Annotated in this window: 20 protein-coding genes; 11 read left to right on the top strand and 9 right to left on the bottom strand. The window is 68.4% G+C overall.

Annotated elements, in window-relative coordinates; translation table 11 throughout:
* Nucleotides 1-21: 21 nt before the first annotated feature.
* Nucleotides 22-558 carry a type II secretion system major pseudopilin GspG gene (gspG, locus tag HZ989_RS03890; protein ID WP_245162440.1) on the bottom strand — a complete coding sequence of 179 codons (537 nt, stop codon included), beginning with the start codon at nucleotides 556-558 and terminating at the stop codon, nucleotides 22-24.
* 164 nt (nucleotides 559-722) lie between these two features.
* Here gspG and HZ989_RS03885 point away from each other — a divergent pair, with 164 nt between their 5' ends.
* From HZ989_RS03885 to HZ989_RS03875, 3 genes are read left to right on the top strand one after another with little or no spacing between them, the layout of a single operon-like run.
* Nucleotides 723-1370: a hypothetical protein gene (locus HZ989_RS03885; RefSeq protein WP_209322329.1), complete on the top strand. Its 648-nt coding sequence runs from the start codon at nucleotides 723-725 to the stop codon at nucleotides 1368-1370.
* Nucleotides 1367-1825 carry a hypothetical protein gene (locus HZ989_RS03880; protein ID WP_209322328.1) on the top strand — a complete coding sequence of 153 codons (459 nt, stop codon included), beginning with the start codon at nucleotides 1367-1369 and terminating at the stop codon, nucleotides 1823-1825. The genes HZ989_RS03885 and HZ989_RS03880 overlap by 4 nt, the downstream gene beginning before the upstream one ends.
* Nucleotides 1826-1828: 3 nt before the next feature.
* Nucleotides 1829-4198, top strand: a complete 2370-nt coding sequence (locus HZ989_RS03875) for a secretin N-terminal domain-containing protein (protein WP_209322327.1) — start codon at nucleotides 1829-1831, stop codon at nucleotides 4196-4198.
* 43 nt (nucleotides 4199-4241) lie between these two features.
* Here the strand turns inward: HZ989_RS03875 and HZ989_RS03870 are convergent, their stop codons facing one another.
* From HZ989_RS03870 to HZ989_RS03860, 3 genes are read right to left on the bottom strand one after another with little or no spacing between them, the layout of a single operon-like run.
* Entirely contained in the window at nucleotides 4242-4871 is a 630-nt protein-coding gene (locus HZ989_RS03870) for a bifunctional diaminohydroxyphosphoribosylaminopyrimidine deaminase/5-amino-6-(5-phosphoribosylamino)uracil reductase RibD (RefSeq protein WP_209322326.1), read from the bottom strand.
* Nucleotides 4868-5584 carry a 2,3-diphosphoglycerate-dependent phosphoglycerate mutase gene (locus HZ989_RS03865; protein ID WP_209322325.1) on the bottom strand — a complete coding sequence of 239 codons (717 nt, stop codon included), beginning with the start codon at nucleotides 5582-5584 and terminating at the stop codon, nucleotides 4868-4870. Before HZ989_RS03865 ends, HZ989_RS03870 begins: the two co-directional genes overlap by 4 nt.
* 55 nt (nucleotides 5585-5639) lie before the next feature.
* Entirely contained in the window at nucleotides 5640-6683 is a 1044-nt protein-coding gene (locus HZ989_RS03860; RefSeq protein WP_209322324.1) for a serine hydrolase, read from the bottom strand.
* 127 nt (nucleotides 6684-6810) lie between these two features.
* Here HZ989_RS03860 and HZ989_RS03855 point away from each other — a divergent pair, with 127 nt between their 5' ends.
* Nucleotides 6811-8310 (top strand): phosphomannomutase/phosphoglucomutase, encoded by a 1500-nt coding sequence (locus HZ989_RS03855; protein WP_209322323.1) that lies wholly within the window; start codon nucleotides 6811-6813, stop codon nucleotides 8308-8310.
* Nucleotides 8311-8461: 151 nt separating this feature from the next.
* Here HZ989_RS03855 and HZ989_RS03850 read toward each other — a convergent pair whose 3' ends face one another.
* Nucleotides 8462-9490, bottom strand: coding sequence for an adenosine kinase (locus HZ989_RS03850; protein ID WP_209323028.1), 1029 nt, complete (start codon nucleotides 9488-9490; stop codon nucleotides 8462-8464).
* A 98-nt stretch (nucleotides 9491-9588) separates the two neighbouring features.
* Between HZ989_RS03850 and HZ989_RS03845 the strand changes: the two genes are divergently transcribed.
* Nucleotides 9589-10461 (top strand): RimK family alpha-L-glutamate ligase, encoded by an 873-nt coding sequence (locus HZ989_RS03845; protein ID WP_209322322.1) that lies wholly within the window; start codon nucleotides 9589-9591, stop codon nucleotides 10459-10461.
* Here the strand turns inward: HZ989_RS03845 and nth are convergent.
* Nucleotides 10392-11186: an endonuclease III gene (gene nth, locus HZ989_RS03840; RefSeq protein ID WP_371812973.1), complete on the bottom strand. Its 795-nt coding sequence runs from the start codon at nucleotides 11184-11186 to the stop codon at nucleotides 10392-10394. The genes HZ989_RS03845 and nth overlap by 70 nt on opposite strands.
* 189 nt (nucleotides 11187-11375) lie before the next feature.
* Nucleotides 11376-12653, bottom strand: coding sequence for an NAD(P)/FAD-dependent oxidoreductase (locus tag HZ989_RS03835; protein ID WP_209322321.1), 1278 nt, complete (start codon nucleotides 12651-12653; stop codon nucleotides 11376-11378).
* A 141-nt stretch (nucleotides 12654-12794) separates the two neighbouring features.
* Here HZ989_RS03835 and HZ989_RS03830 point away from each other — a divergent pair, with 141 nt between their 5' ends.
* The 6 genes from HZ989_RS03830 (at nucleotide 12795) to HZ989_RS03805 (ending at nucleotide 17689) form a co-directional block, all read left to right on the top strand.
* Entirely contained in the window at nucleotides 12795-13907 is a 1113-nt protein-coding gene (locus HZ989_RS03830; protein ID WP_209322320.1) for an HlyD family secretion protein, read from the top strand.
* Entirely contained in the window at nucleotides 13904-15502 is a 1599-nt protein-coding gene (locus tag HZ989_RS03825) for a DHA2 family efflux MFS transporter permease subunit (protein ID WP_209322319.1), read from the top strand. Before HZ989_RS03830 ends, HZ989_RS03825 begins: the two co-directional genes overlap by 4 nt.
* Nucleotides 15502-16098, top strand: coding sequence for a TetR/AcrR family transcriptional regulator (locus HZ989_RS03820; protein ID WP_209322318.1), 597 nt, complete (start codon nucleotides 15502-15504; stop codon nucleotides 16096-16098). Before HZ989_RS03825 ends, HZ989_RS03820 begins: the two co-directional genes overlap by 1 nt.
* 103 nt (nucleotides 16099-16201) lie before the next feature.
* Complete coding sequence (locus tag HZ989_RS03815) at nucleotides 16202-16954, top strand: creatininase family protein (RefSeq protein ID WP_209322317.1); 753 nt, start codon at nucleotides 16202-16204, stop codon at nucleotides 16952-16954.
* A 23-nt stretch (nucleotides 16955-16977) separates the two neighbouring features.
* A complete protein-coding gene (locus HZ989_RS03810; RefSeq protein ID WP_209322316.1) occupies nucleotides 16978-17481 on the top strand; it encodes a phasin family protein in 504 nt (167 codons plus the stop codon).
* Nucleotides 17482-17536: 55 nt separating this feature from the next.
* Nucleotides 17537-17689 (top strand): hypothetical protein, encoded by a 153-nt coding sequence (locus tag HZ989_RS03805; RefSeq protein WP_209322315.1) that lies wholly within the window; start codon nucleotides 17537-17539, stop codon nucleotides 17687-17689.
* Between the two features lie 6 nt (nucleotides 17690-17695).
* On the opposite strand, the gene HZ989_RS03800 is transcribed toward HZ989_RS03805, so the two are convergent.
* Nucleotides 17696-18073, bottom strand: a complete 378-nt coding sequence (locus tag HZ989_RS03800; protein WP_209322314.1) for a Rieske (2Fe-2S) protein — start codon at nucleotides 18071-18073, stop codon at nucleotides 17696-17698.
* A complete protein-coding gene (locus HZ989_RS03795; protein ID WP_209322313.1) occupies nucleotides 18070-19068 on the bottom strand; it encodes an NAD(P)H-dependent glycerol-3-phosphate dehydrogenase in 999 nt (332 codons plus the stop codon). Before HZ989_RS03795 ends, HZ989_RS03800 begins: the two co-directional genes overlap by 4 nt.
* Nucleotides 19069-19070: the final 2 nt, after the last annotated feature.

Here is a 19070-nt window from a genome sequence, read left to right as displayed (position 1 = left end):
CTGAAGCCCCCGCGTGAGACTCTAGGGTTGGGCGCTGGTGACATCGGCATTCACCCCCTCGCCACCGACGGTTCCGTCGGCACCGTAGCTCATGACCTTGGGCTGGGTCTCGCCGGCCGGCCCTTGCAGTGCACCATCGACCGGAGCCGTCGTCGGCGCGCCGGTCGAAGCCGTCGGGGCCTCGTAGATATAGGGGCGACCCCACGGATCGTTGGGAAGCTTCTCGGCCAGATAGGGGCCGTACCAGCCATTGACCGTGGCCGGATCTGCCGCAACCAGCAGGTTCAGACCCTCCGCCGTGGTTGGCAGGCGGCCGATATCCAGCCGCATCGCCTCCAGCGCCGCTTCGAGCGAGCGGATCTGCAGCCGTGCCGTCGTCGTCTTCGACCTGTCCAGCTGGGTAAACAGACGCGGCCCGACGACCGCTACGATGAGAGCGATAATGGCCAGGACGACCAGGATCTCGAGGAGACTGTAGCCTGCACGCCCGTCAACGCGCCTGGCCCGGTGCACCCGCAGGCCGCGGCGTGACGTGAAATCGACATTGTGCTTGGTCATCAGGATTTTCGAACTCATCGCCAAGGGGCGTTCGGAGCCATGACGCTCGAAACTCTAAGCTATTCCCCGTTTTCCATCGCTGGTATAGCGGAAATCATGGTCGATCCGAAAGATGCCGTTTTGAGGGCGCTGGGGGATCCGCGATCGGCATTCACGGTACAACCTTGTCTCTGACGATAGTCGAAACGGTTACGATCCGGACGCGGGCCTATGCCGACGGATTGCGCGCGCGGCTCGCCCGCGCGACCCCGCGCGAGCGTCTTCTTCTGGCCGGTCTCGTCGCCGGGGCAATCCTCTACGCGCCGATCGCCGCGATGGATGCGCGCGACCGCGCAGAGACCGCCTACGCCGAGGCTCTCTCGACCCGCGACACCGCCCGCCGCGCGTGGGTTCAGGCGACGAACGCCAACAATCGCGCCGCGCGCAACCTGGCCATCCGCGACATGAACGACTGGGGCTTTGCCGGCTCCAATGTCGATATCGTTCGGGTTCGGATCGAAAAGCGCTTGACCGATGCTGCAACAGACGCCGCTCTTGCCGGCGCGGTGATCGAGACGAACGAAGCCGTGACGGCGACCGGGCCGGTGACATGGGTCTCGGCGCAAGTGCAAGGCGATCTCCTCTGGGCTCCGACCTTCAGGCTGCTGGACGAAGTCGCGAGCTGGCCTGAAGGATTCCGGATCACCCGGTTCGCGTTCGAAAGGGCTCCGCCTCCGGCTTTCGAAGGTGCCGTTGTGTTGAATCGCGGGCGCGTCACCCTTGGACTGGAGTTCCCGACACGAACCGCAATCGCCGAGGCACCCGCCACATGAGGATCCTCGCGTTTCTTGTGCCTGCGGTTCTGATCTCGGCTTTTCTGGCTGGCCTCTGGGTGCCTGTGACCGAGCCCCCGGGACTGACCATCGGCCGACGCGGCCAGGTTCCCCAGACGCTGACGCTGCGTCCCGGCGAGGGTACGACCGAGGCGGTCCGTTTGCTTCGGGCGCTCCAGTCCGATCCGCCTCCCCCACCTCCGCCTCCCCCCCCGCCTCCACCTCCCCCACCGCCCCCACCGCCGGATATCGCGGTCACCTTCGCGGCGGCGATCCGGGGCGTTTCCCGCGATCCTGAGTCGGGCGAGGTCAAGGTGTTGCTCGACGGCGCGCGACGGCTCGGCGTCGGTGCGGTCTTCGCCGATGGCTGGCGAGTAAAGGAAATTTCGGGGATCAGTGTCACGCTGGCAAAAGGACGCGAGACCCGCGTCATTCGACTCTATGGCAGGACTTGATCGATGAGCATGTTGGGCGCCACCACGGCGGTGCGGGAGAGTGGCGCGGCCTGCCGCTCACGGTTTCTGCTGACGGTCTGCCTCGCGCCGCTCCTTCTCACGGCCGGCTGCGCCGCCTTCCCGACCCTTACCGCGCCTGTGGCCCGGAACGGGCTGGATCTGGAAGCGGGGCAGGGCCTGCCTGAAGCGACCGTTCGTGGTGGTGGCGACACAGCCCCTGAGCGTCGGACGAACGAGCCGTCCGTTCTTGACATTCCCTCCGCAGCCAGCGCCGTTGCGGCCCGCGTGCCGGCAACGGACGCCCAGATCGCCGCCCTTGTTCCCGAGGGGATGGTCGATGCCACACTGACGCCCCAGCCCATCCCGCAGTTCGTCGCCACCGTCTTCGGCAACCTCCTGAATCTGCCCTATTCCGTCGGCCCGGATGTGGCGGGTCGAACGGATTTGATTTCAGGAGGGACGGGCGGCACGGTCAGCCGCCGCGACCTCTTCCGACTGACGCAAATCGCGCTCCGTCAGTATGGCATCGAGATCTATATTGAAGGCAATGCCGTCAGTATCGGCTCGGCGGCAACCAGCAATGTAACGACGGAAATCACCCGGGGGCGAACGACCACCCCAGGGGGACGCATCGTACAGCTGTTCCCGGTTCAGACGATTGAGGTGAATGTCCTCCAGGGTCTGCTCAGCGATCTGTACCCCGAGCTTTCGGGGGCGCGCATTACGATCGATCAACTGTCCAATACACTGATCATTTCTGGCCAGAGTCGTGATGTCGCCAACGTCACCCAGGCCCTTCGCAGTCTCGACCAACCCCGCTTCGCCGGTGCCGAGGTCCTCCGGGTCGAGCCGATCTACTGGGCGGCCGACGCCCTGGCGAGCTCCCTCGAACAGGTTCTGACCACCGAGGGGTTCGTCGTTTCGCGGCAGGCACCTGCACGACGCTCCATCGTCATTCTTTCGTTCCCGGCGGCCAACCAGATCCTGGTCTTTGCCGACGATCCGCAGGTCGTGGCCCGCGTACGCTACTGGATCCAGCAGCTCGACCAGCCGGCGGCCATGGGAGACCGGCTGACCACCTTCGTCTATCAGGTCAGAAATACCGACGCTCAATCCCTGGGACAGCTGGCGTCGGGACAGTCGCCGACGACGGCCGCCGCCCAACCCCCGATCGGCGTTCCTGGCACGGCTCCGGCACAGGACGGCGCGGCGACCCCGACAGCGGGCCTCACCGGCGCCACAGGTCAGTTCGGCGCCGGCAGGCTGATCGTCGATCCGATGGGCAACCGGATTCTGTTCACCGGCACGGCCAGCGACTACGCCCAGCTTTACTCTCTTCTCCAGAATCTGGACACGCCGGCACCGCAGGTCGTTATCGAAGTGATCATCGCCGAGGTGACCCTGGACGACGATACGAAGCTGGGGGTCGAACTGTTCGGCCGAGAGACCCGGGGCGACGGCGTCTGGAGCGGCGGTACCGAGGGGGGTTTGGGGATCGGTGCCACCGGCGCGAGCTTCACATTCGTCGGCCCGGATCTTCGGGCCAGGATCAACGCCCTGGCCTCGAACAACAAGGTCAACATTCTTTCCCGGCCCAGACTTGTGACACGCAGCGGCGGCCAGGCCCGGTTCCAGGTCGGCACCGACGTCCCGATCATCACCTCTCAACGCGCCACCGACACCGTGACCAGGCCGGGCGCGACCGACATCCTTCAGAGCGTCCAGTACCGGCAGACCGGCGTCATCCTGGAGGTCGAGCCGGTCGTCTATGGCGACCGGGTGGACATCACCATCAGTCAGGAGATTTCCGAGGTCGGAGATCCACCGACTTCAGCGATCGCCAGCCCGACCATTCTGAACCGCAGCCTGACGACGCAGATCAATCTGGGCGACGGCTGGACCGGGGTCCTCGGCGGCTTGATCTCGAACACCTACACCAAGGCCAATACCGGTATCCCGTTCCTGAAGGACGTCCCGGTGGTGGGCTCCCTGTTCCAGACCAACACGGTCTCGGGAGCCAGAACCGAGCTGTTGATCCTGCTGACTCCGACCATCGTTCGCACCAACGACGAGATGGGAGACCTGGTCGATCGCTACGCCGCCGACATGAATTCGGCCTTTCAGACCGGGCGAGGCTACTCCTACACGCTTACGCCGCTCGGCTTCCGAGGCTCGCCGGGTCTGGGACTGGACCTGCCACGGCCCGGAGCGAGATCGGACCGCAGCAAGCAGGCACCGGTCGATGTCACCGAGGCGGCGGATGAACCTCTCGGTGACAGCGTTCCGCCAACCGAAAACGGGGCGCCGGCGAGTGACGCGTTGCCACCCCCCGCCTCAACCGGAACACCTCTACCCCAGGGCCTGTTCGATTGAGCTGGACCACGTCGTGGGTCCAGCCGAAAGCCTGAATCATGCTCTAGGACGTCAGCAGCCCCTGCTCGGTCAGCGCATCCGCCAGCTCGCCCGGACCGGTCCAGAGCCGCGTGTATCCGGCCTCGCCCAGCCGTTTCAGCTCGGTCACCAGATCCGCGCGGGGGGAGGCTGCAAACCGCGCGTCGAACCCGGTTCCATCGGCACTGATCCGGACCATCGGACGGCCGGTCTCCAGCCGGTGCAGGAAACCTTCGGACAGAACGCCCGCCTCGTCCTTCATCAGCCCTGTCTCGACCTGCAGGCCGGCCTGGCGCAGCCGCTCGGTGCCCCGGCCCGAGGCGAACGGCGAGGGATCGAGCGCGGCCACAACCACCCTCGCGATCCCCGCCTCGGCCAGGAATTGCGCGCAGGAGGCGCGGCCCGACGACCGCGCGCCACACGGTTCGAGGGTCACATAGGCCGTGGCCCCGGCGACGCCCGCTCCGGCGGCGGGTACGGCCTGCTCCTCGGCATGGGGGCGGCCGCCCGGGGCCGTCGCGGCCTCTGACAGGACGACGCCGTCCTTGACGATCACGCAGCCCACGGCGGGATTGGGCCAGGTCTCGCCCATGCGAGCCAGCGCCAGGTCGATGGCCCGGCGCATGTGGATCTGGTCGGCTGCGGCGTCGCTCACGCAGGAAGTCCCGGCAGCGCGGTCGCCCGGTCCGCGTCCAGATAGCGGGCACCGGTCGGCTTCAAACTCGAATCGAGGTCGATCTCCAGCGGATTGCCGGTCGGGATCTCGACGCCGACGATCTGGTCGTCGGGGACGGCGAACAGGTGTTTGACGATGGCGCGCAGGCTGTTGCCGTGGGCTGCGATCAGCACGTCCTCCCCCGCCGCCAGCCGGGGCGCGATCGCCGCGTTCCAGTAGGGCAGGACACGGTCCAGCGTGGTCTTCAGGCTTTCGGTGTCCGGAATGGCCTGTCCGGCATAGCGGGGGTCGGCCGCGAAATCCCATTCGCTGCCGGCAGCCAGCGGTGGCGGCGGGATGTCATAGCTGCGCCGCCAGATCCTGACCTGATCCTCGCCGTGAAGACGCGCGGTCTCGGCCTTGTCGAGCCCGGTCAGGCCACCGTAGTGCCGTTCGTTCAGCCGCCAGTCGGCGATGACGGGCACGTCCGCAAGGCCCGCCGCCTGCAGCGCCAGCGCCCCGGTGCGTTTCGCCCGCGTCAGGACGGAGGTGAACATGACCGCCGGTCTGAACCCGGCCCGGGCGATCAGGGCGCCGCCGTGCCGCGCCTGGGCTTCGCCTTCCGCTGTCAGATCGACGTCGACCCAGCCGGTGAAGCGGTTCTCGAGGTTCCACTGGCTCTGGCCGTGACGCAACAGGATCAGTCGAGGCATGGGGCGCGGGCTCTCCGAAGGCGGTCCAACGGGGTAGGGCGCACGCCCGGCCCGGTCAAGCGGCGGAAGACGCCCCGCAGACCGCCGCCCGGATCAGGTCGATCGACAGCCCCTGTCCCTGCCAGACCTCCCCGAACGCCGTCCGGTGGTCGTTGGAATAGAGGGCCAGCGCCACCTTGAGATCCGGCAACAGGAAGTTGCGCACCTGGACCCCGCCAATCTCGCCATAACGCTCGACCAGCCGGGTCGTGCCGATACAGGCCCCGAGATCGGGCGAGTATGACCAGACGCTGAGCGCGGCATAGCCGGAGGCCGGGTCGCCCGTCAGCATCGCGTCGAGCGATGCGGCCGAGATCAGCCGGCCCTCGATCAGGGCCATGTCGATCTTCAGCAGGTCGCCGATCGTGCCATACAGGCCGCCGGCGGGCCCGAAGTCGGCAAGCCAGATACGGGGCTCGGCCGAGCCATCTTCCATCGTCGCCTCGACCCGGGGCCCCTCGGGCAGGGTCAGCGTCAGGCCCAGCGGCGCGCCGATGCGGCTGTTGACCAGATCGAGAAAGGGCCGGCCCGTCACCGCCTCCAGCACCTTGCCCACCACGATGGTGTCGCAGTTGTTGTAGAAGAAGCCGGACCCCGGCTCGGCCCTGGCCGCCCCGCAGTACTGCAAGGCGTCGCCGGGCGGGCCGTCGGGCGTCCCGGCCTGCTCCGCCAGGCCCGAGCGGTGCGACAGGAGCTGCCGGATGGTGATCCTGTCGGCATTGGCCACGGTCGTCCTGGGCAGATAGGTGGCGACCGTCGCGTCCAGGCTGATCGTCCCGGCATCGATCTGCTGGAACACCAGGATCGCCGTGATCATCTTGGACACCGAGGCCCAGCGGACCGTCGTGGACGGATCAACCGGCCAGGCACCGTCTGTCCGGGCGATGGCCGCGACCCCGGTCTGGCCGCCTCTCGATATGCCGAAGACGCCGGCATAGTCCTCGAACGCCTGCAGCCGCGCCTGCATGGCGGCCAGCCCGTCGGCCGCCGTCTGCGCCCGGGCACCCGCCGCGCCGAGCGACAGGGCGAGGACCAGGCCCGCGATCTTCAAGACCTTCATGCCCCGCATCCCCTCGAACCCGCCGTTGCAGTCGCAGCCATACCACCCGTCGCGCGTTGTTGTCCGCCCCCGGCGCTGCGGCTATACCGCGCCGGCCAGACCCTGCCGAACCTCCAAGGACGTCCCGATGCAAATGCCCCGCCAGGACCTGGTCCCGAACACATTCGCCTACGAGACCACCGCCCTGGTGAAGCCGACGGGGTTCCGCGAATACGACGCCCGCTGGATCCTGGAGAAGGAGATCAACCTGCTGGGCATCCAGGCCCTGGGTCTGGCGCTGGCGACCTATGTCCACGAGACCGGGGTCCAGCCGCGCATCGTCGTCGGGCATGACTTCCGGTCCTATTCGATCAGCGTCAAGCAGGCGCTGATCCTGGGCCTGCTGGAGGGCGGGATGGAGGTGCTGGACATCGGTCTGGCCCTGTCGCCCATGGCCTATTTCGGCCAGTTCGCCCTGAACGCCCCCTGCGTGGCCATGGTCACGGCCAGCCACAACGAGAACGGCTGGACCGGGGTCAAGATGGGCACCAACCCGCCCGTCACCTTCGGCCCCGAGGAGATCGGCCGGCTGAAGCAGATCGTTCTGGAAGGCCAGGGTGTCGCCCGGCCCGGCGGGCGTCTGGAGCGGGTCGAGAGTTTCCGGGAACGCTACATTGAGGAGGTCGTCGGATCGATCCGGCTGACCCGGCCGCTGAAGGTCGTCTGCGCCTGCGGCAACGGCACGGCCGGGGCCTTCGCGCCCGAGGCCCTGCGCCGCATGGGGGCCGAGGTGATCGAGATGGATACCGACCTCGACTGGACCTTCCCCAAATACAATCCGAACCCGGAAGACCACGCCATGCTGGTGCAGATGGCGCAGCGGGTCCGCGAGACGGGTGCCGACCTGGCGTTGGGCTTCGACGGCGACGGCGACCGCTGCGGCGTGGTCGACAACACCGGCGAGGAGATCTTCGCCGACAAGATCGGCCTCTTGCTGGCCCGCGACCTGTCGGCCCTGCACCCCAACGCCACCTTCGTCGTCGATGTGAAATCGACGGGCCTGTACAAGACCGACGCGGTCCTGGCCGCCAATGGCGCGACGACCGTCTACTGGAAGACCGGCCACTCCTACATCAAGCGCAAGACCGCCGAACTGGGAGCCCTGGCCGGGTTCGAGAAGTCGGGCCACTTCTTCCTGGCGAACCCGATCGGGCGGGGATACGACGACGGCCTGGTCGCCGCCGCCGCCGTCCTGCAGATGCTGGACCGGAACCCCGGCAAGACCCTGTTCGAGCTGAAGTCGTCCCTGCCGGACGCCTGGACGTCCCTGACCATGTCGCCCCACTGCGACGACGAGATCAAATACGACGTCCTGGCCAAAATCGTCGCCGAATACGAAAAGCTGGGGGCCGGGGGCGGCTCGATCCTGGGCCGCAAGATCGTCGAGGTCATCACCGTCAACGGCGCGCGGGTCCATCTGGAAGACGGGTCGTGGGTCCTTGTGCGGGCCTCCTCCAACAAGCCGGAACTGGTCGTGGTGGTCGAATCCATGCGGTCCGCGGACGACATGCGCGCCCTGTTCCGCGAGGAGGTCAAGCCCCGGCTGGCGGCCCACCCCGAGGTCGGGGCCTACAACCAGGAAATCTGAGAGCCCCTCCGTCTCCTCCCCCTCCTTTCGGGACGGAGACGAGACATGGGTCTTCGGCCTCGCGGTTTCCGGCATGTGCGGGCATGACGGAAGGGGTCGCAAACAGCCTGAACGCCACGCGTTCGCCTGGGCAAGCCCATCAGCGAACAGCTTAGGTTCGCTCGATAATCTCCGGGGTCAGGGCAAGCCCATGCCCGGCTGCCAGGGCCGACAGCACGACCATCGGCCGCGGGCCCCAGTGGGCGATGACCTCGGACGCCGCCAGCGAACCCAGCTTGCCGGACTGCTCCAGCGTCAGGCCGCGCGCGACGCCCAGAAGGAAGCCGGCCGCGTACTGATCGCCTGCGCCTGTGGTGTCGATCACCTTGTCGACGGGATAGGCCGCGACCGGGACCCGGTCGTCGCCCGAAAGAATGACGGAGCCGTGCTCGCCCCGCGTGATCGCGGCGATCTCGACCATGGAGGCCAGCTGCGCCGCGGCGGCGTCGAAGTCGTCCGTCTCGAACAGGGCGGCCAGCTCGCCTTCATTGGCCAGGACGATGTCGGCCGAAGCCTCGATGAAGGCCAGCAATTCGGCGCGCCAGCGGGCGACGACGAAGGTGTCCGACAGGGTGATGGCCACCTTGCGCCCGGCGGCGTGGGCGGCGGCCGCCGCGGCCTCGAAGGCCGCGCGGGCCGGGGCCGGGTCGAACAGATAGCCTTCCAGATAGACGATGGCGCTGGATCCGATCAGGTCAGCGTCGATATCGGCGACCGACAGCTGGTTCGCGGCGCCCAGGAAGGTGCACATGGTGCGCTGGCCGTCGGGGGTGACATTGATCAGGCAGCGGCCGGTTCCGGCCCCGCCGTCGAGGACGGGCGTGTCGAAATGCACACCTGCTGCGCGGATGTCGTGGCTGAAGACCTGGCCCAGGGTGTCGGGCGCGACCTTGCCGATATAGGCCGCTCGGCCGCCGAAACTGCCAACGCCCGCGACGGTGTTACCGGCCGAGCCGCCCGAGGCCTCCACGCCCGCGGCCATGGCCTCATACAGGGCCGCGCTCTGGGTCTCGTCGACCAGCTGCATCGAGCCCGGCGTCAAGGCGTGCGCGGCCAGGAAGGCGTCGTCACAGGGGCTCAGGACATCGACGATGGCATTGCCGACGGCGCAGACGTCAAAGGTGGGGGCGTTCCGGGTCATGACGGCCCCATAGCGGGCGCGGCGATCCAGCACCAGTCCCGCCTGCCCCCAGGCTCAAAAAGATATAAGGACATCCTTATACCCATGAGAGGCCTTCGATGACCGGAATCGCCGTCCTGACCCCCGCCGCCGGTGACGGCACCTATGGCCCGCACTGGCCGGTGGTGCTGGAGCGGCTGTCGGCCGCCCTGGCCCTGACCGGCGTCACCACGCGTCCAATGGCCTGGCCGGACCATGCCCGGGATGCGTCGGCGCTGCTCGATTTCCCGCTGGTCCTGCCGCTGCTGGCCTGGGGCTATCACCAGCACCACGCCGTGTGGCTGGAGGCGACACGGACCTGGGCCGGGGCGGGCGTGAGGCTGGCCAATCCGGCCAGCGTCCTGAACTGGAACTCCGACAAGGCCTATCTGCGACGTCTGGAAGCGGCGGGCATCGCCATACCCCCGACGGCCTGGGGCGATGGCGTCACCCCGGCGCAGGTCGAGGCCGCCTTCGACCGGTTCGGGACCGAAACCCTGATCGTCAAGCCGACCGTCTCCGGCGGGGCCTGGAAGACGCTGAAGATCGGGCGGGGCGAGGCCCTGGTCGATGCGCCGGAAGGGGCCACCATGATCCAGCCCTTCCTGCCCGACCTGGCCACGGCGGGGGAACTGTCGCTGCTGTTCTTCGGCGGGCGGCTCAGCCATGCCGTCCTGAAGACCGCCGCGCCCGGTGATTTCCGCATCCAGTCCCAGTTCGGCGGCCGCTATGCGGCGGTCGCCCATCCCCCGGTGGAGGCGCTGGCCCTCGCCGACCGGGTGCTGGCGGCGATCGAGGAGCCCCTGCTGTATGCCCGCATCGACATGGTCGAACACGCGGGGCAGTGGCTGCTGATGGAGGCCGAGCTGATCGAGCCGGACTTCTATTTGTCGGAGGCGCCTGACCGGGGCTTGCTCTTCGCCGAAGCGGTACGGGCGCGGCTGGCCGGCTGAACGGCCTCGCCGTTTCCCGCCATCAGCCCCCGCGACGGGCACAGGTCGCTGATCACACACCCCCCGCATTTCGGTTTCCGCGCCGTGCAGCTGTAGCGGCCGTGCAGGATCAGCCAGTGGTGGGCCTTGGGCAGGAAGGCTTCCGGGACGATCCGGTGCAGCTGGTCCTCGACCTTGTCTGCGGTCGCGGCATTGGCCAGGCCCAGCCGGTGCGAGACGCGAAACACATGGGTGTCCACGGCGATGGCCGGCTCGATCCCCAGTTCGTTCAGGACCACGCTGGCCGTCTTTCGCCCGACGCCGGGCAGGGCCTGCAGGTCCGCCCGGTTCAGCGGCGTCACACCGCCGTGCTGCTCCAGAAGGATACGGGACAGGGCGATGACGTTCCTCGCCTTGTTCCGGTACAGGCCGATCGAGGCGATGTAGGGGACCAGCCCCGCCTCCCCCAGCGCCAGCATCTTCGCGGGCGTATCGGCGACGGCGAACAGCTTTTCGGTGGCCTTGTTGACCGCGACGTCCGTGGCCTGGGCCGACAGGGCGACGGCGACGACCAGGGTGAAGGGGTCCTGGAACGTCAGCTCGGTCTTCGGCTCCGGCATGATCCTCGACAGCCGCTCGAAGATCGCCTCGACCCGGTCCTCGTCCGGCGGCCAGGCGAAGACCGGGACCGGCGCGCCGGTCATGATGCCACCGGGCTTCCTCGCCTCGGGTCCCGTCCTGGCCATTCGAGTCTCCGTCACTCCGGTTTCGCCCCCGCTTACCAATCGGGACGATGGAAAAACACCGTCCGACCCGTCCGACCTGTGCGGGCCGAACGAGCCGACCAAGACCACCCTATAGCCCGGGCCTGCGTCAGAATCGGTCGCGGTCCCTTCGCCGAAGTCCAATCCTGAGCCGGTCCACGACGAGCGGGATCAGACCGCGATTTCGGAAGACCTGGGATCCAGTCCAAGCGCCACGATCGCCTCGACCGCCGCCCGCTCGCCCTCCATCCAGGCTCCATGGGCCGTGCCATAGAACCGCTCTGCCGTCGCTTCGCCTGCGACGAACAGACAGCCGGCGACCGGCGTGCGCAGCCTTGCGCGGTCGCCCGAGTGTCCAACCCGCGCGTAGGAATAGGCTCCAAGTGACCAGGGGTCCGAGCCCCAACCGGATACCGAGACCGCGCTTGCATGCCGCCGCATGGACGAGCCGAGGATGGCGACCAGGTCCTCGACGGCGAAGTCGATCATGGCGTCCGGCCCGTCCCGCTCCAGCCCCCAGGCGAGGTCGCCGCCCAGATAGGTCTCGATCAGGGGGAGGCCGAAGGGACGCAGATGATGCCTGCCTACCTCGAAGCAGTCGCTTCGACCCCAGAGCATGCCGTCCGCAGGCAGATCCAGGGCGCCGGCCAGAGCGAGGTGGACCTTCGACGCCAGGCCCAGCGGCAGCCCCCCAGCCGCGTCCAGCAGATCGGCAGGCTCCGGCGTAATGCGGAGTCCACCGGACGTCAGGACCGAGGTCGGGACCGTCAAGATCACCGCCCCGGCCTCGACCACCCCTGCCGAGGTCCGCAGGATTGCGCGGGGGCCGCCGAGGTCCACGGTCTCGACCGCACAGCCCAGCTTGACCGGGAGATCGGCCCCGAAGCCCGCGATCGCCGCGCCATAGCCCTCCTTGACGCGGATGTTGACGGACGACTCGCTGTAGCGGGCGAAATCCAGCAGCGAGATGCGCTCGAACGATGCCCCGTTCAGCGCCGAAGAGATGGCCTGAAGGCGCGCGTTCCAGTCTCCACCGGGTTCCAGTGCATCCGCGGCGGGGCGGTCGATGCCTGTCGAGGCCAGGGCATCGAGGCGCGCCTCGAACGCCTCATAGGCCTCGGCGAAGGCTGCGCGCTCGGCCGGGTCGGCGTCTGGGACAGGGGCGGCAGAACTCCACGGCGGGGGCGTACGGTCCAGCGTCCAGCCGGCCTCGGCGATCGGCTGGACCAGGACATTTTCATCGGCGGAATGCAGCCAGCCGCAGCCAAGATCGAGCCCGTGACCCTCCCAGCCCACGGTATGCGCCCGCCCCCCGATCCGGTCCCGGGCTTCCAGCACGACGACGGACACGCCGGCGGCCGCCAGCCGACGCGCGGCCGACAGCCCGGCAGCGCCCGCGCCGATCACGGCGACATCGATGGAGGAAGGCAGGCGGAAGGGCTGGGTCATGGGCTCTGGAATGCGCGGAAACATGACGTGTTCACGGAACCTGACAACCGGTTATTGATTTTTGGACGATACAGTCCATTTTATGCCACATCCTCCCCCGGATGCTCTTCCCCGACGCCCGCTGTTCAGAGATTTCGACCCATGGCCCTCCCCCCAGTCGTCAAGAAGCGCCTGCCCCTGATCCTGGCGGTCGTCGTGGCCGTTGGCCTGGTCATCGGTGGCGGCCTGTGGTGGACCAACAAGCAGCGGTGGGAATCGACCGACAATGCCTTTGTCCAGGCCGACACCACCCTGGTCAGCCCGCAGATCGACGGCTATGTCGCCGAGGTCCTGGTGTCCGACAACCAGCGGGTCGAACAGGGTCAGATCCTGGTGCGTCTGGATGATGCCGATGCCAGAGCCGGGCTGGCCCAGGCCGAGGCCAATCTGGCGGCCCTGCTGGCGGCGGTCGACACCGTCGATGCCCGCGCGGCCCAGGAACAGGCCATGATCGCCTCGCGCGCGGCCGGCGTGGCCCAGGCCCGGGCCCAGGCCAACCTGGCCCAGGCCCAGGTCCAGCGGTATTCCACCCTGCAGCGTCAGGGCTGGGTCTCCCAGCAGCGCATCGAGACCGAACAGGCGGGGGCCCAGACCGCCGCCGCCTCCGTCGCCGAGGCCCAGGCCGCCCTGGTCGCCGAACAGCGCACGGCCGGCGTCCTCGGCTCGACCCGCAGCCAGAGCCTGGCCGCCGTCGAACAGGCCCGCGCCGCGGTCGAACTGGCCCGCACCAATCTGGACCGCACCGTCATCCGCGCACCGGTCGCCGGCGTCGTCGGCGCGCGCGGCGTCCGTGCCGGACAATATGTCCGCCCCGGGGGCCAGCTGCTGTCGCTGGTGCCTCTGGGCGACACCTATGTGGTGGCCAACTTCAAGGAGACCCAGCTGGGTCGCCTGCGTCTGGGCCAGACCGTCCACATCTCGGCCGACGCCTTTCCGGATCAGGACCTGACCGGCCGGATCGAAAGCTTTGCGCCGGCCACGGGGGCCGAGTTCGCCCTGATCCCGGTCGAGAATGCGACGGGCAATTTCACCAAGATCACCCAGCGGGTGCCGGTCCGCATCCTGGTGTCGCGCGCCGATGGCGGCGCGGCCCTGCGCCCCGGCCTGTCGGTCGAGGTCAAGGTCGATCTGAAGAGCCCCGGCGGACCCAGTTTCGCCGAGGCCGCCGTCGGACCGACGCGTCTGGCCGATGCCGGAACCGCGACCGCCCAATGACCGCCGCCACCCTGGACGGCGCCCCGGCCCCGATCGCCCCGGCGACGGCCGAGCCCAAGGTCAACTGGACCTTCCTGATCCTGGGCTTCGCCGGGATGGTGATCGGCCAGTTCATGGCCATCCTGGACATCCAGATCGTCGCCTCGTCCCTGCCCCAGATCCAGTCGGGCGTCGGGGCCTCCGCCGATCAGATCAGCTGGATCCAGACCGCCTATCTGATCCCCGAGGTCGTGATGATCCCCCTGTCGGGATATCTGTCGCGGCTGTGGGGCACCCAGAAGGTGTTCATGATCAGCTGCGCCGGCTTCGTGCTGATGAGCATCGCTGTGGGCCTGTCGTCCTCGGTCGAGGTGATGATCGTCTTCCGGGCCATCCAGGGCTTCGTCGGCGGGGCCATGATCCCCACTGTCTTCGCCGTGGCCTTCACCGCCTTCCCCGTCTCCAGACGCGTCACGGCCTCGGTCTTCATCGGCCTGATCGTGACCCTGGCCCCCACCATCGGGCCGACGCTGGGCGGGCATCTGACCGAGGCGCTCAGCTGGCGCTGGCTGTTCTTCATCAATGTGCCGTTCGGCCTGTTGTCCTTCTTCCTGGTCTGGCGCTACGCCAGATTCGACAAGGGCGACCCGGGTCTGTCGAGGGGCTTCGACTGGTGGGGCCTCGGCCTGATGGCCGCCTTCCTGATGAGCCTTCAGTTCGTGCTGGAGGAGGGGTCGAAGAACAACTGGTTCGCCGACGACCTGATCCTGCTGCTGTCGGTCGCGGCCGCGATCACCGGACCGACCTTCGTCTGGCGCTCGCTGACCTACTGGAATCCCGTGGTCGAGCTGCGCGCCTTCAACAACCGGAACTTCCTGGTCGGCGTCGGGATGACCTTCATCGTCGGCGCGGCCCTGTTCGGGGGCAGTTTCCTGCTGCCGCTGTTCCTGTCGCGGGTGCGGGACTATTCGCCGGCCGAGGTCGGCACGACCCTGGTGGTGTCGGGTCTGGCCATGTTCATGACGGCTCCGATCGCCGGTCGGCTGGTCCAGATCCTGGATCTGAGGATCCTGATGTGCGGCGGCTTCGTCATGGCGTCCTGGGGCATGTGGAACGCCCATGCCGTCACCACCGAATGGGGCTTCTGGGAATTCGCCGGCATCCAGGCCCTGCGCGGGTCCGGAGTCATGCTGGCCATGCTGGCGGCCCAGCAGATCACGATGTCGACCATGCCGCCGCACATGGTCAAGAACGCCTCGGGCCTGGTGAACCTGTTCCGCAACGTCGGCGGGGCCTTCGGCCTGGCGTTCCTGAACACGTCCCTGACCACCAATACCGCCGTTCATATGGGCGAGCTGACCAGCCGTATCAGCATCACCGATACCGGGATGCAGGCGATGCTGGCCGGCATATCGGCCCGCATGACCGGCTCCATCGACCCCGACGGGGCGGCCATGAAGGCGGTCTATGGCATGCTGCACCGGCAGGCCACGACGCTGGCGTTCGGCGACGCCTTCACCATGCTGGCCATCGGCTGCGCCGTTGGGGGCTGCGTCACCCTGCTGGCCCAGCCGGTCAAGCCGGGCAGCGTGGCACCAGCCACGGATGCCCACTGATGGCCCGCGTCGCCGGTCAGATCGACGAACGGAAATCAGAGGCCATCCTGGACGCGGCCATGGACCTGTTCGCCGAAAAGGGCGCCGCCGCCTCCATGGACGCGATCGCGCGCCGGGCGGGGGTGTCCAAACAGACGCTCTACAACCGTTATGGCTCCAAGACCGACATCGGCCGGGCCCTGGCGGAGCGCCGGTCCGACCTGATCACCGCCCCGCTCCGGGCCGGGGGCGATCCGCTGACGGTGCTGACGGCTCTGGCCGAGACCATGCTGACCAAGCTGTGCACCGCCGACGGGCGCAGCTCCATGCGGGGCGTCGCCCTGATGTCGCCCCACGCGCCGGACCTGGCCGAGGCCGTCTATGACGCCGGGCCGGGCGAGAGCCTGCGTCGCCTGGCGCAGTGGCTGTCGCAACAGGACCGTGAGGGCCTGATCCGGGTGCCCGATCCCGAGCTGGCGGCCGAGATGTTCAGCGGCATGACCATGGGCCACGGCCATCTGCGCGGCATCCTGGGTATCGACGAGCCGCGCGCCATCGACATCCCCGCCCGCGCCCGCGAGACCGCCCGGCGCTTCCTGCGGGCTTTCGCGGTCTGACTTCTCTCCGCCCCGGCGTCGCGCTAGAACCCGGCGGCACGCTGCGCCCGGGCAGCGAGCGCCCGCGGCGCAAGCGATAGCGCCCCAGAAGGATGCCCCTTTCATGCTGATCGCCTTTTCCACCTGGCCCGAGATCGACACCCGCGTGAAGGCGACGAAGACCGTCGTCATCCCGATCGGCTCGAACGAACAGCATGGCCCGACCGGCCTGCTCGGTACCGACTGGCTGTGTCCCGAGATCATCGCCCATGCGGCGGAAAGGACCGACGACAGCCTGGTCGTCGCGCCCACCTTCAATATCGGCATGGCCCAGCATCATCTGGCCTTCGCCGGCACGATCTCGCTGCGCCCCTCGACCTTCATGGCCGCGATCACCGACTGGGTGTCCTCGCTCCACCGCCACGGGTTCGAGCGGATCTATTTCCTGAACGGCCACGGCGGCAATGTCGCGACCATCGAGGCGACATTTTCCGAACTGTACGCAGAATGGTCCTTCGTCGACGAACCCGCGCCCTTCGTACTCAAGCTGCGGAACTGGTGGGACCTGCCGGGCGTGAACAGCCTGTGCAATTCGATCTTCCCGACCGGCCACGGCATGCACGCCACCCCGTCCGAAATAGCGGTCACCCAAGCCGCATATCCTGACCGGATCAAGACGGCCGCCTATTCGCCGCAGATCGCGCCCTCCGGCCCGATCCGCGATGCCGCCGACTATCGCGCGCGTTTTCCCGACGGCCGGATCGGCTCGGATCCTGCCCAGGCCAGCCCGGAAAAGGGCCAGCGGATCATCGATGCCGCCGTGCCCGCCCTGCTGAAGGACGTCGCCGCCTTCGCCAATGAACCCTTGCCCGCCTGACGAAACCGGCCCAAGCCCCTGACATGACCCCTCCCGACAAGACGATCCGCAACGGCAAACGCGCCGCCCGCAATGCCCACGCGGCGGGTGACAATGCGGTCCACGGCGGCGAGATGCTGCGCGCGGCCTCCGACGTCATCGCCGCCCGGCTCAACATCATGGCCGAGGGACTGGCCAATCCCATGAAGGCCGACATGCGCGAGATGTCGTTGATGGGCACCGAGAAGGTCGAGGCCATGACGGCCTCGGCCACTGCCGTCGCCGGCAACCTCGGCGATCTGGCCGCCCGCGTGTCGAAGTCCGCCATGGACGAGGTCGCCCATGCCCGGGACGCCGCCTCGCGGATCGCGGCCGCCACCTCGCCCCTGGCCGCCGCAGCCGCCCACCATGACTACGCCGTCGCCTGGTGGGGCCGCGCGGCCGGTCAGATGCTGACGCTGAACACCGAACTGCTGAAGGCCCAGGCCGATGCACTGAAGCCCATCCACACGGCGGCCGTGGCGAATGCGAAGCGGCTCAAGCGGTAGGAACAGCGACGCTTTCCGGGCGTTCGGTCCTGGTCATCCACAAGGAACGACGACCATGGCCGACCCCAAGACCCACGAGACCGAAGAACACCCCGGCATGCTGGGCGACGGCACCGAGGAACAGAACCTCAACCAGTCCGGCGATCCGTCGAAGCGGATCAAGGAAGACGAAGTCGACGAGGCCTTCGGCGGCGACGAAAAGGGCTGAAGCCGCTCACCCGGTCCGGATGACCGCGCCGTCGATCCGGACTGGCCAGGGCGTCAGCTTGCCGCCCGCGCACGGGCCACCGACGCAGGCCCCCGACAGCGGTTCGAACACCGCCCCGTGCCAGCCGCACAGGATCAGCGACCCGTCCGGCGTCAGATAGCGGTCCAGCTCGATGGCGATCGGAAAACCCTGGTGCGGACAGCGATCGACCCAGCCGGCGACCTCGCCCGCCTTGCGCACCACAAAGCCGTGGAACCAGGCCTCTCCGATCTGAAGCACGAAACCGCGCGACCCCGGCTCGGCGATGTCGTCCACCGCGCACAGGGCCACGCCGGCCGGCGTCGTCCAGACCCGCCTTCGCCCCGACGCGGGCGTCTCGCTCATTCGCGTTCGGCCTTGAGCGGCCGGGACAGCAAGGCCTCGATCATCGCATCGACCGTGGTCTCCCCGGCCAGCAGAGCGGCAGTTGCCTCGCAGATCGGCATCTCCACGCCCAGCCTGTGCGCCAGTTCGCGCACGGCCGGCGCGCTTTCATAGCCCTCGGCGACCGAGCGTTTTCCGGCCAGCGCCTGTTCGATCGACTGGCCTTCGCCCAGCGCCAGCCCCAGGCTCATGTTGCGCGACTGCGGGCTGGAGCAGGTCAGGACCAGATCGCCCAGGCCACACAGCCCCGCCACCGTCTCCGGCTCCCCGCCAAGCGCGACCCCCAGCCGCGTCATTTCGGCGAAGCCGCGCGTGATCAGGGCGGCATGCGCCGACTTGCCCAGCCGTCGCCCCTCCGACAGGCCGCAGGCGATCGCCAGCACATTCTTGATCGCGCCCCCGACCTCCGCCCCGATCAGGTCGGTGGCCAGATAGGGCCGGAAGCCCGGACCCGACAGGGTCTCCATCAGGGCTTCGCCGAGACGAGCGTCCGCACAGGCCAGGGTCACGGCCGTCGGCAACCCCTTCGACACATCGGCAGCGAAGCTCGGCCCCGACAGGACGGCGGCGGGCGCATCGGGGATGGTTTCCGCCAGCACCTCGGTCATCAGCTTCAGCGAACCGCGCTCGATGCCCTTGGAGCACAGGACGATCGGGGCCCCCGCCCGGTGGAAAGGCGCATAGGCGGCCAGCGTCGACCGCATGAACTGGGCCGGGGGCACCGCCAGCACCAGGTCGCATCCGGACAGCCCGTCCAGATCCGCCGTGACCGAAATCGCATCGTCCAGCGTCACGCCGGGCAGGAAGGCCTCGTTGATGCGGCGGTGGGTGATGCTGTCCACCACCTCCGGCTCACGCGCCTGCAGGACCACCTTCAGTCCGGCTCGCGCACAGACCAGGGCCAGGGCCGTGCCCCAGGCCCCCGCGCCGATGACCCCTGCGGTCCTGAACTGCATGC

It is taken from the genome of Brevundimonas sp. AJA228-03 (genome assembly GCF_017795885.1).
In the GTDB taxonomy this organism is placed as follows: domain Bacteria; phylum Pseudomonadota; class Alphaproteobacteria; order Caulobacterales; family Caulobacteraceae; genus Brevundimonas.
Note: the sequence above shows the minus strand (reverse complement) of the source record. Positions and strands in the feature narration are given on the sequence as shown.

What these genes read in the sequence shown, in the direction of transcription:
- HZ989_RS03850 (WP_209323028.1), bottom strand. Translation starts at nt 9,490, where the DNA reads ATGACCCGGAACGCCCCCACCTTTGACGTCTGCGCCGTCGGCAATGCC.
- HZ989_RS03830 (WP_209322320.1), top strand. Translation starts at nt 12,795, where the DNA reads ATGGCCCTCCCCCCAGTCGTCAAGAAGCGCCTGCCCCTGATCCTGGCG.
- HZ989_RS03845 (WP_209322322.1), top strand. Translation starts at nt 9,589, where the DNA reads ATGACCGGAATCGCCGTCCTGACCCCCGCCGCCGGTGACGGCACCTAT.
- HZ989_RS03880 (WP_209322328.1), top strand. Translation starts at nt 1,367, where the DNA reads ATGAGGATCCTCGCGTTTCTTGTGCCTGCGGTTCTGATCTCGGCTTTT.
- gspG (WP_245162440.1), bottom strand. Translation starts at nt 558, where the DNA reads ATGACCAAGCACAATGTCGATTTCACGTCACGCCGCGGCCTGCGGGTG.
- HZ989_RS03815 (WP_209322317.1), top strand. Translation starts at nt 16,202, where the DNA reads ATGCTGATCGCCTTTTCCACCTGGCCCGAGATCGACACCCGCGTGAAG.
- HZ989_RS03820 (WP_209322318.1), top strand. Translation starts at nt 15,502, where the DNA reads ATGGCCCGCGTCGCCGGTCAGATCGACGAACGGAAATCAGAGGCCATC.
- nth (WP_371812973.1), bottom strand. Translation starts at nt 11,186, where the DNA reads ATGGCCAGGACGGGACCCGAGGCGAGGAAGCCCGGTGGCATCATGACC.
- HZ989_RS03855 (WP_209322323.1), top strand. Translation starts at nt 6,811, where the DNA reads ATGCAAATGCCCCGCCAGGACCTGGTCCCGAACACATTCGCCTACGAG.
- HZ989_RS03825 (WP_209322319.1), top strand. Translation starts at nt 13,904, where the DNA reads ATGACCGCCGCCACCCTGGACGGCGCCCCGGCCCCGATCGCCCCGGCG.
- HZ989_RS03835 (WP_209322321.1), bottom strand. Translation starts at nt 12,653, where the DNA reads ATGACCCAGCCCTTCCGCCTGCCTTCCTCCATCGATGTCGCCGTGATC.
- HZ989_RS03865 (WP_209322325.1), bottom strand. Translation starts at nt 5,584, where the DNA reads ATGCCTCGACTGATCCTGTTGCGTCACGGCCAGAGCCAGTGGAACCTC.
- HZ989_RS03810 (WP_209322316.1), top strand. Translation starts at nt 16,978, where the DNA reads ATGACCCCTCCCGACAAGACGATCCGCAACGGCAAACGCGCCGCCCGC.
- HZ989_RS03875 (WP_209322327.1), top strand. Translation starts at nt 1,829, where the DNA reads ATGAGCATGTTGGGCGCCACCACGGCGGTGCGGGAGAGTGGCGCGGCC.
- HZ989_RS03795 (WP_209322313.1), bottom strand. Translation starts at nt 19,068, where the DNA reads ATGCAGTTCAGGACCGCAGGGGTCATCGGCGCGGGGGCCTGGGGCACG.
- HZ989_RS03805 (WP_209322315.1), top strand. Translation starts at nt 17,537, where the DNA reads ATGGCCGACCCCAAGACCCACGAGACCGAAGAACACCCCGGCATGCTG.
- HZ989_RS03800 (WP_209322314.1), bottom strand. Translation starts at nt 18,073, where the DNA reads ATGAGCGAGACGCCCGCGTCGGGGCGAAGGCGGGTCTGGACGACGCCG.
- HZ989_RS03860 (WP_209322324.1), bottom strand. Translation starts at nt 6,683, where the DNA reads ATGAAGGTCTTGAAGATCGCGGGCCTGGTCCTCGCCCTGTCGCTCGGC.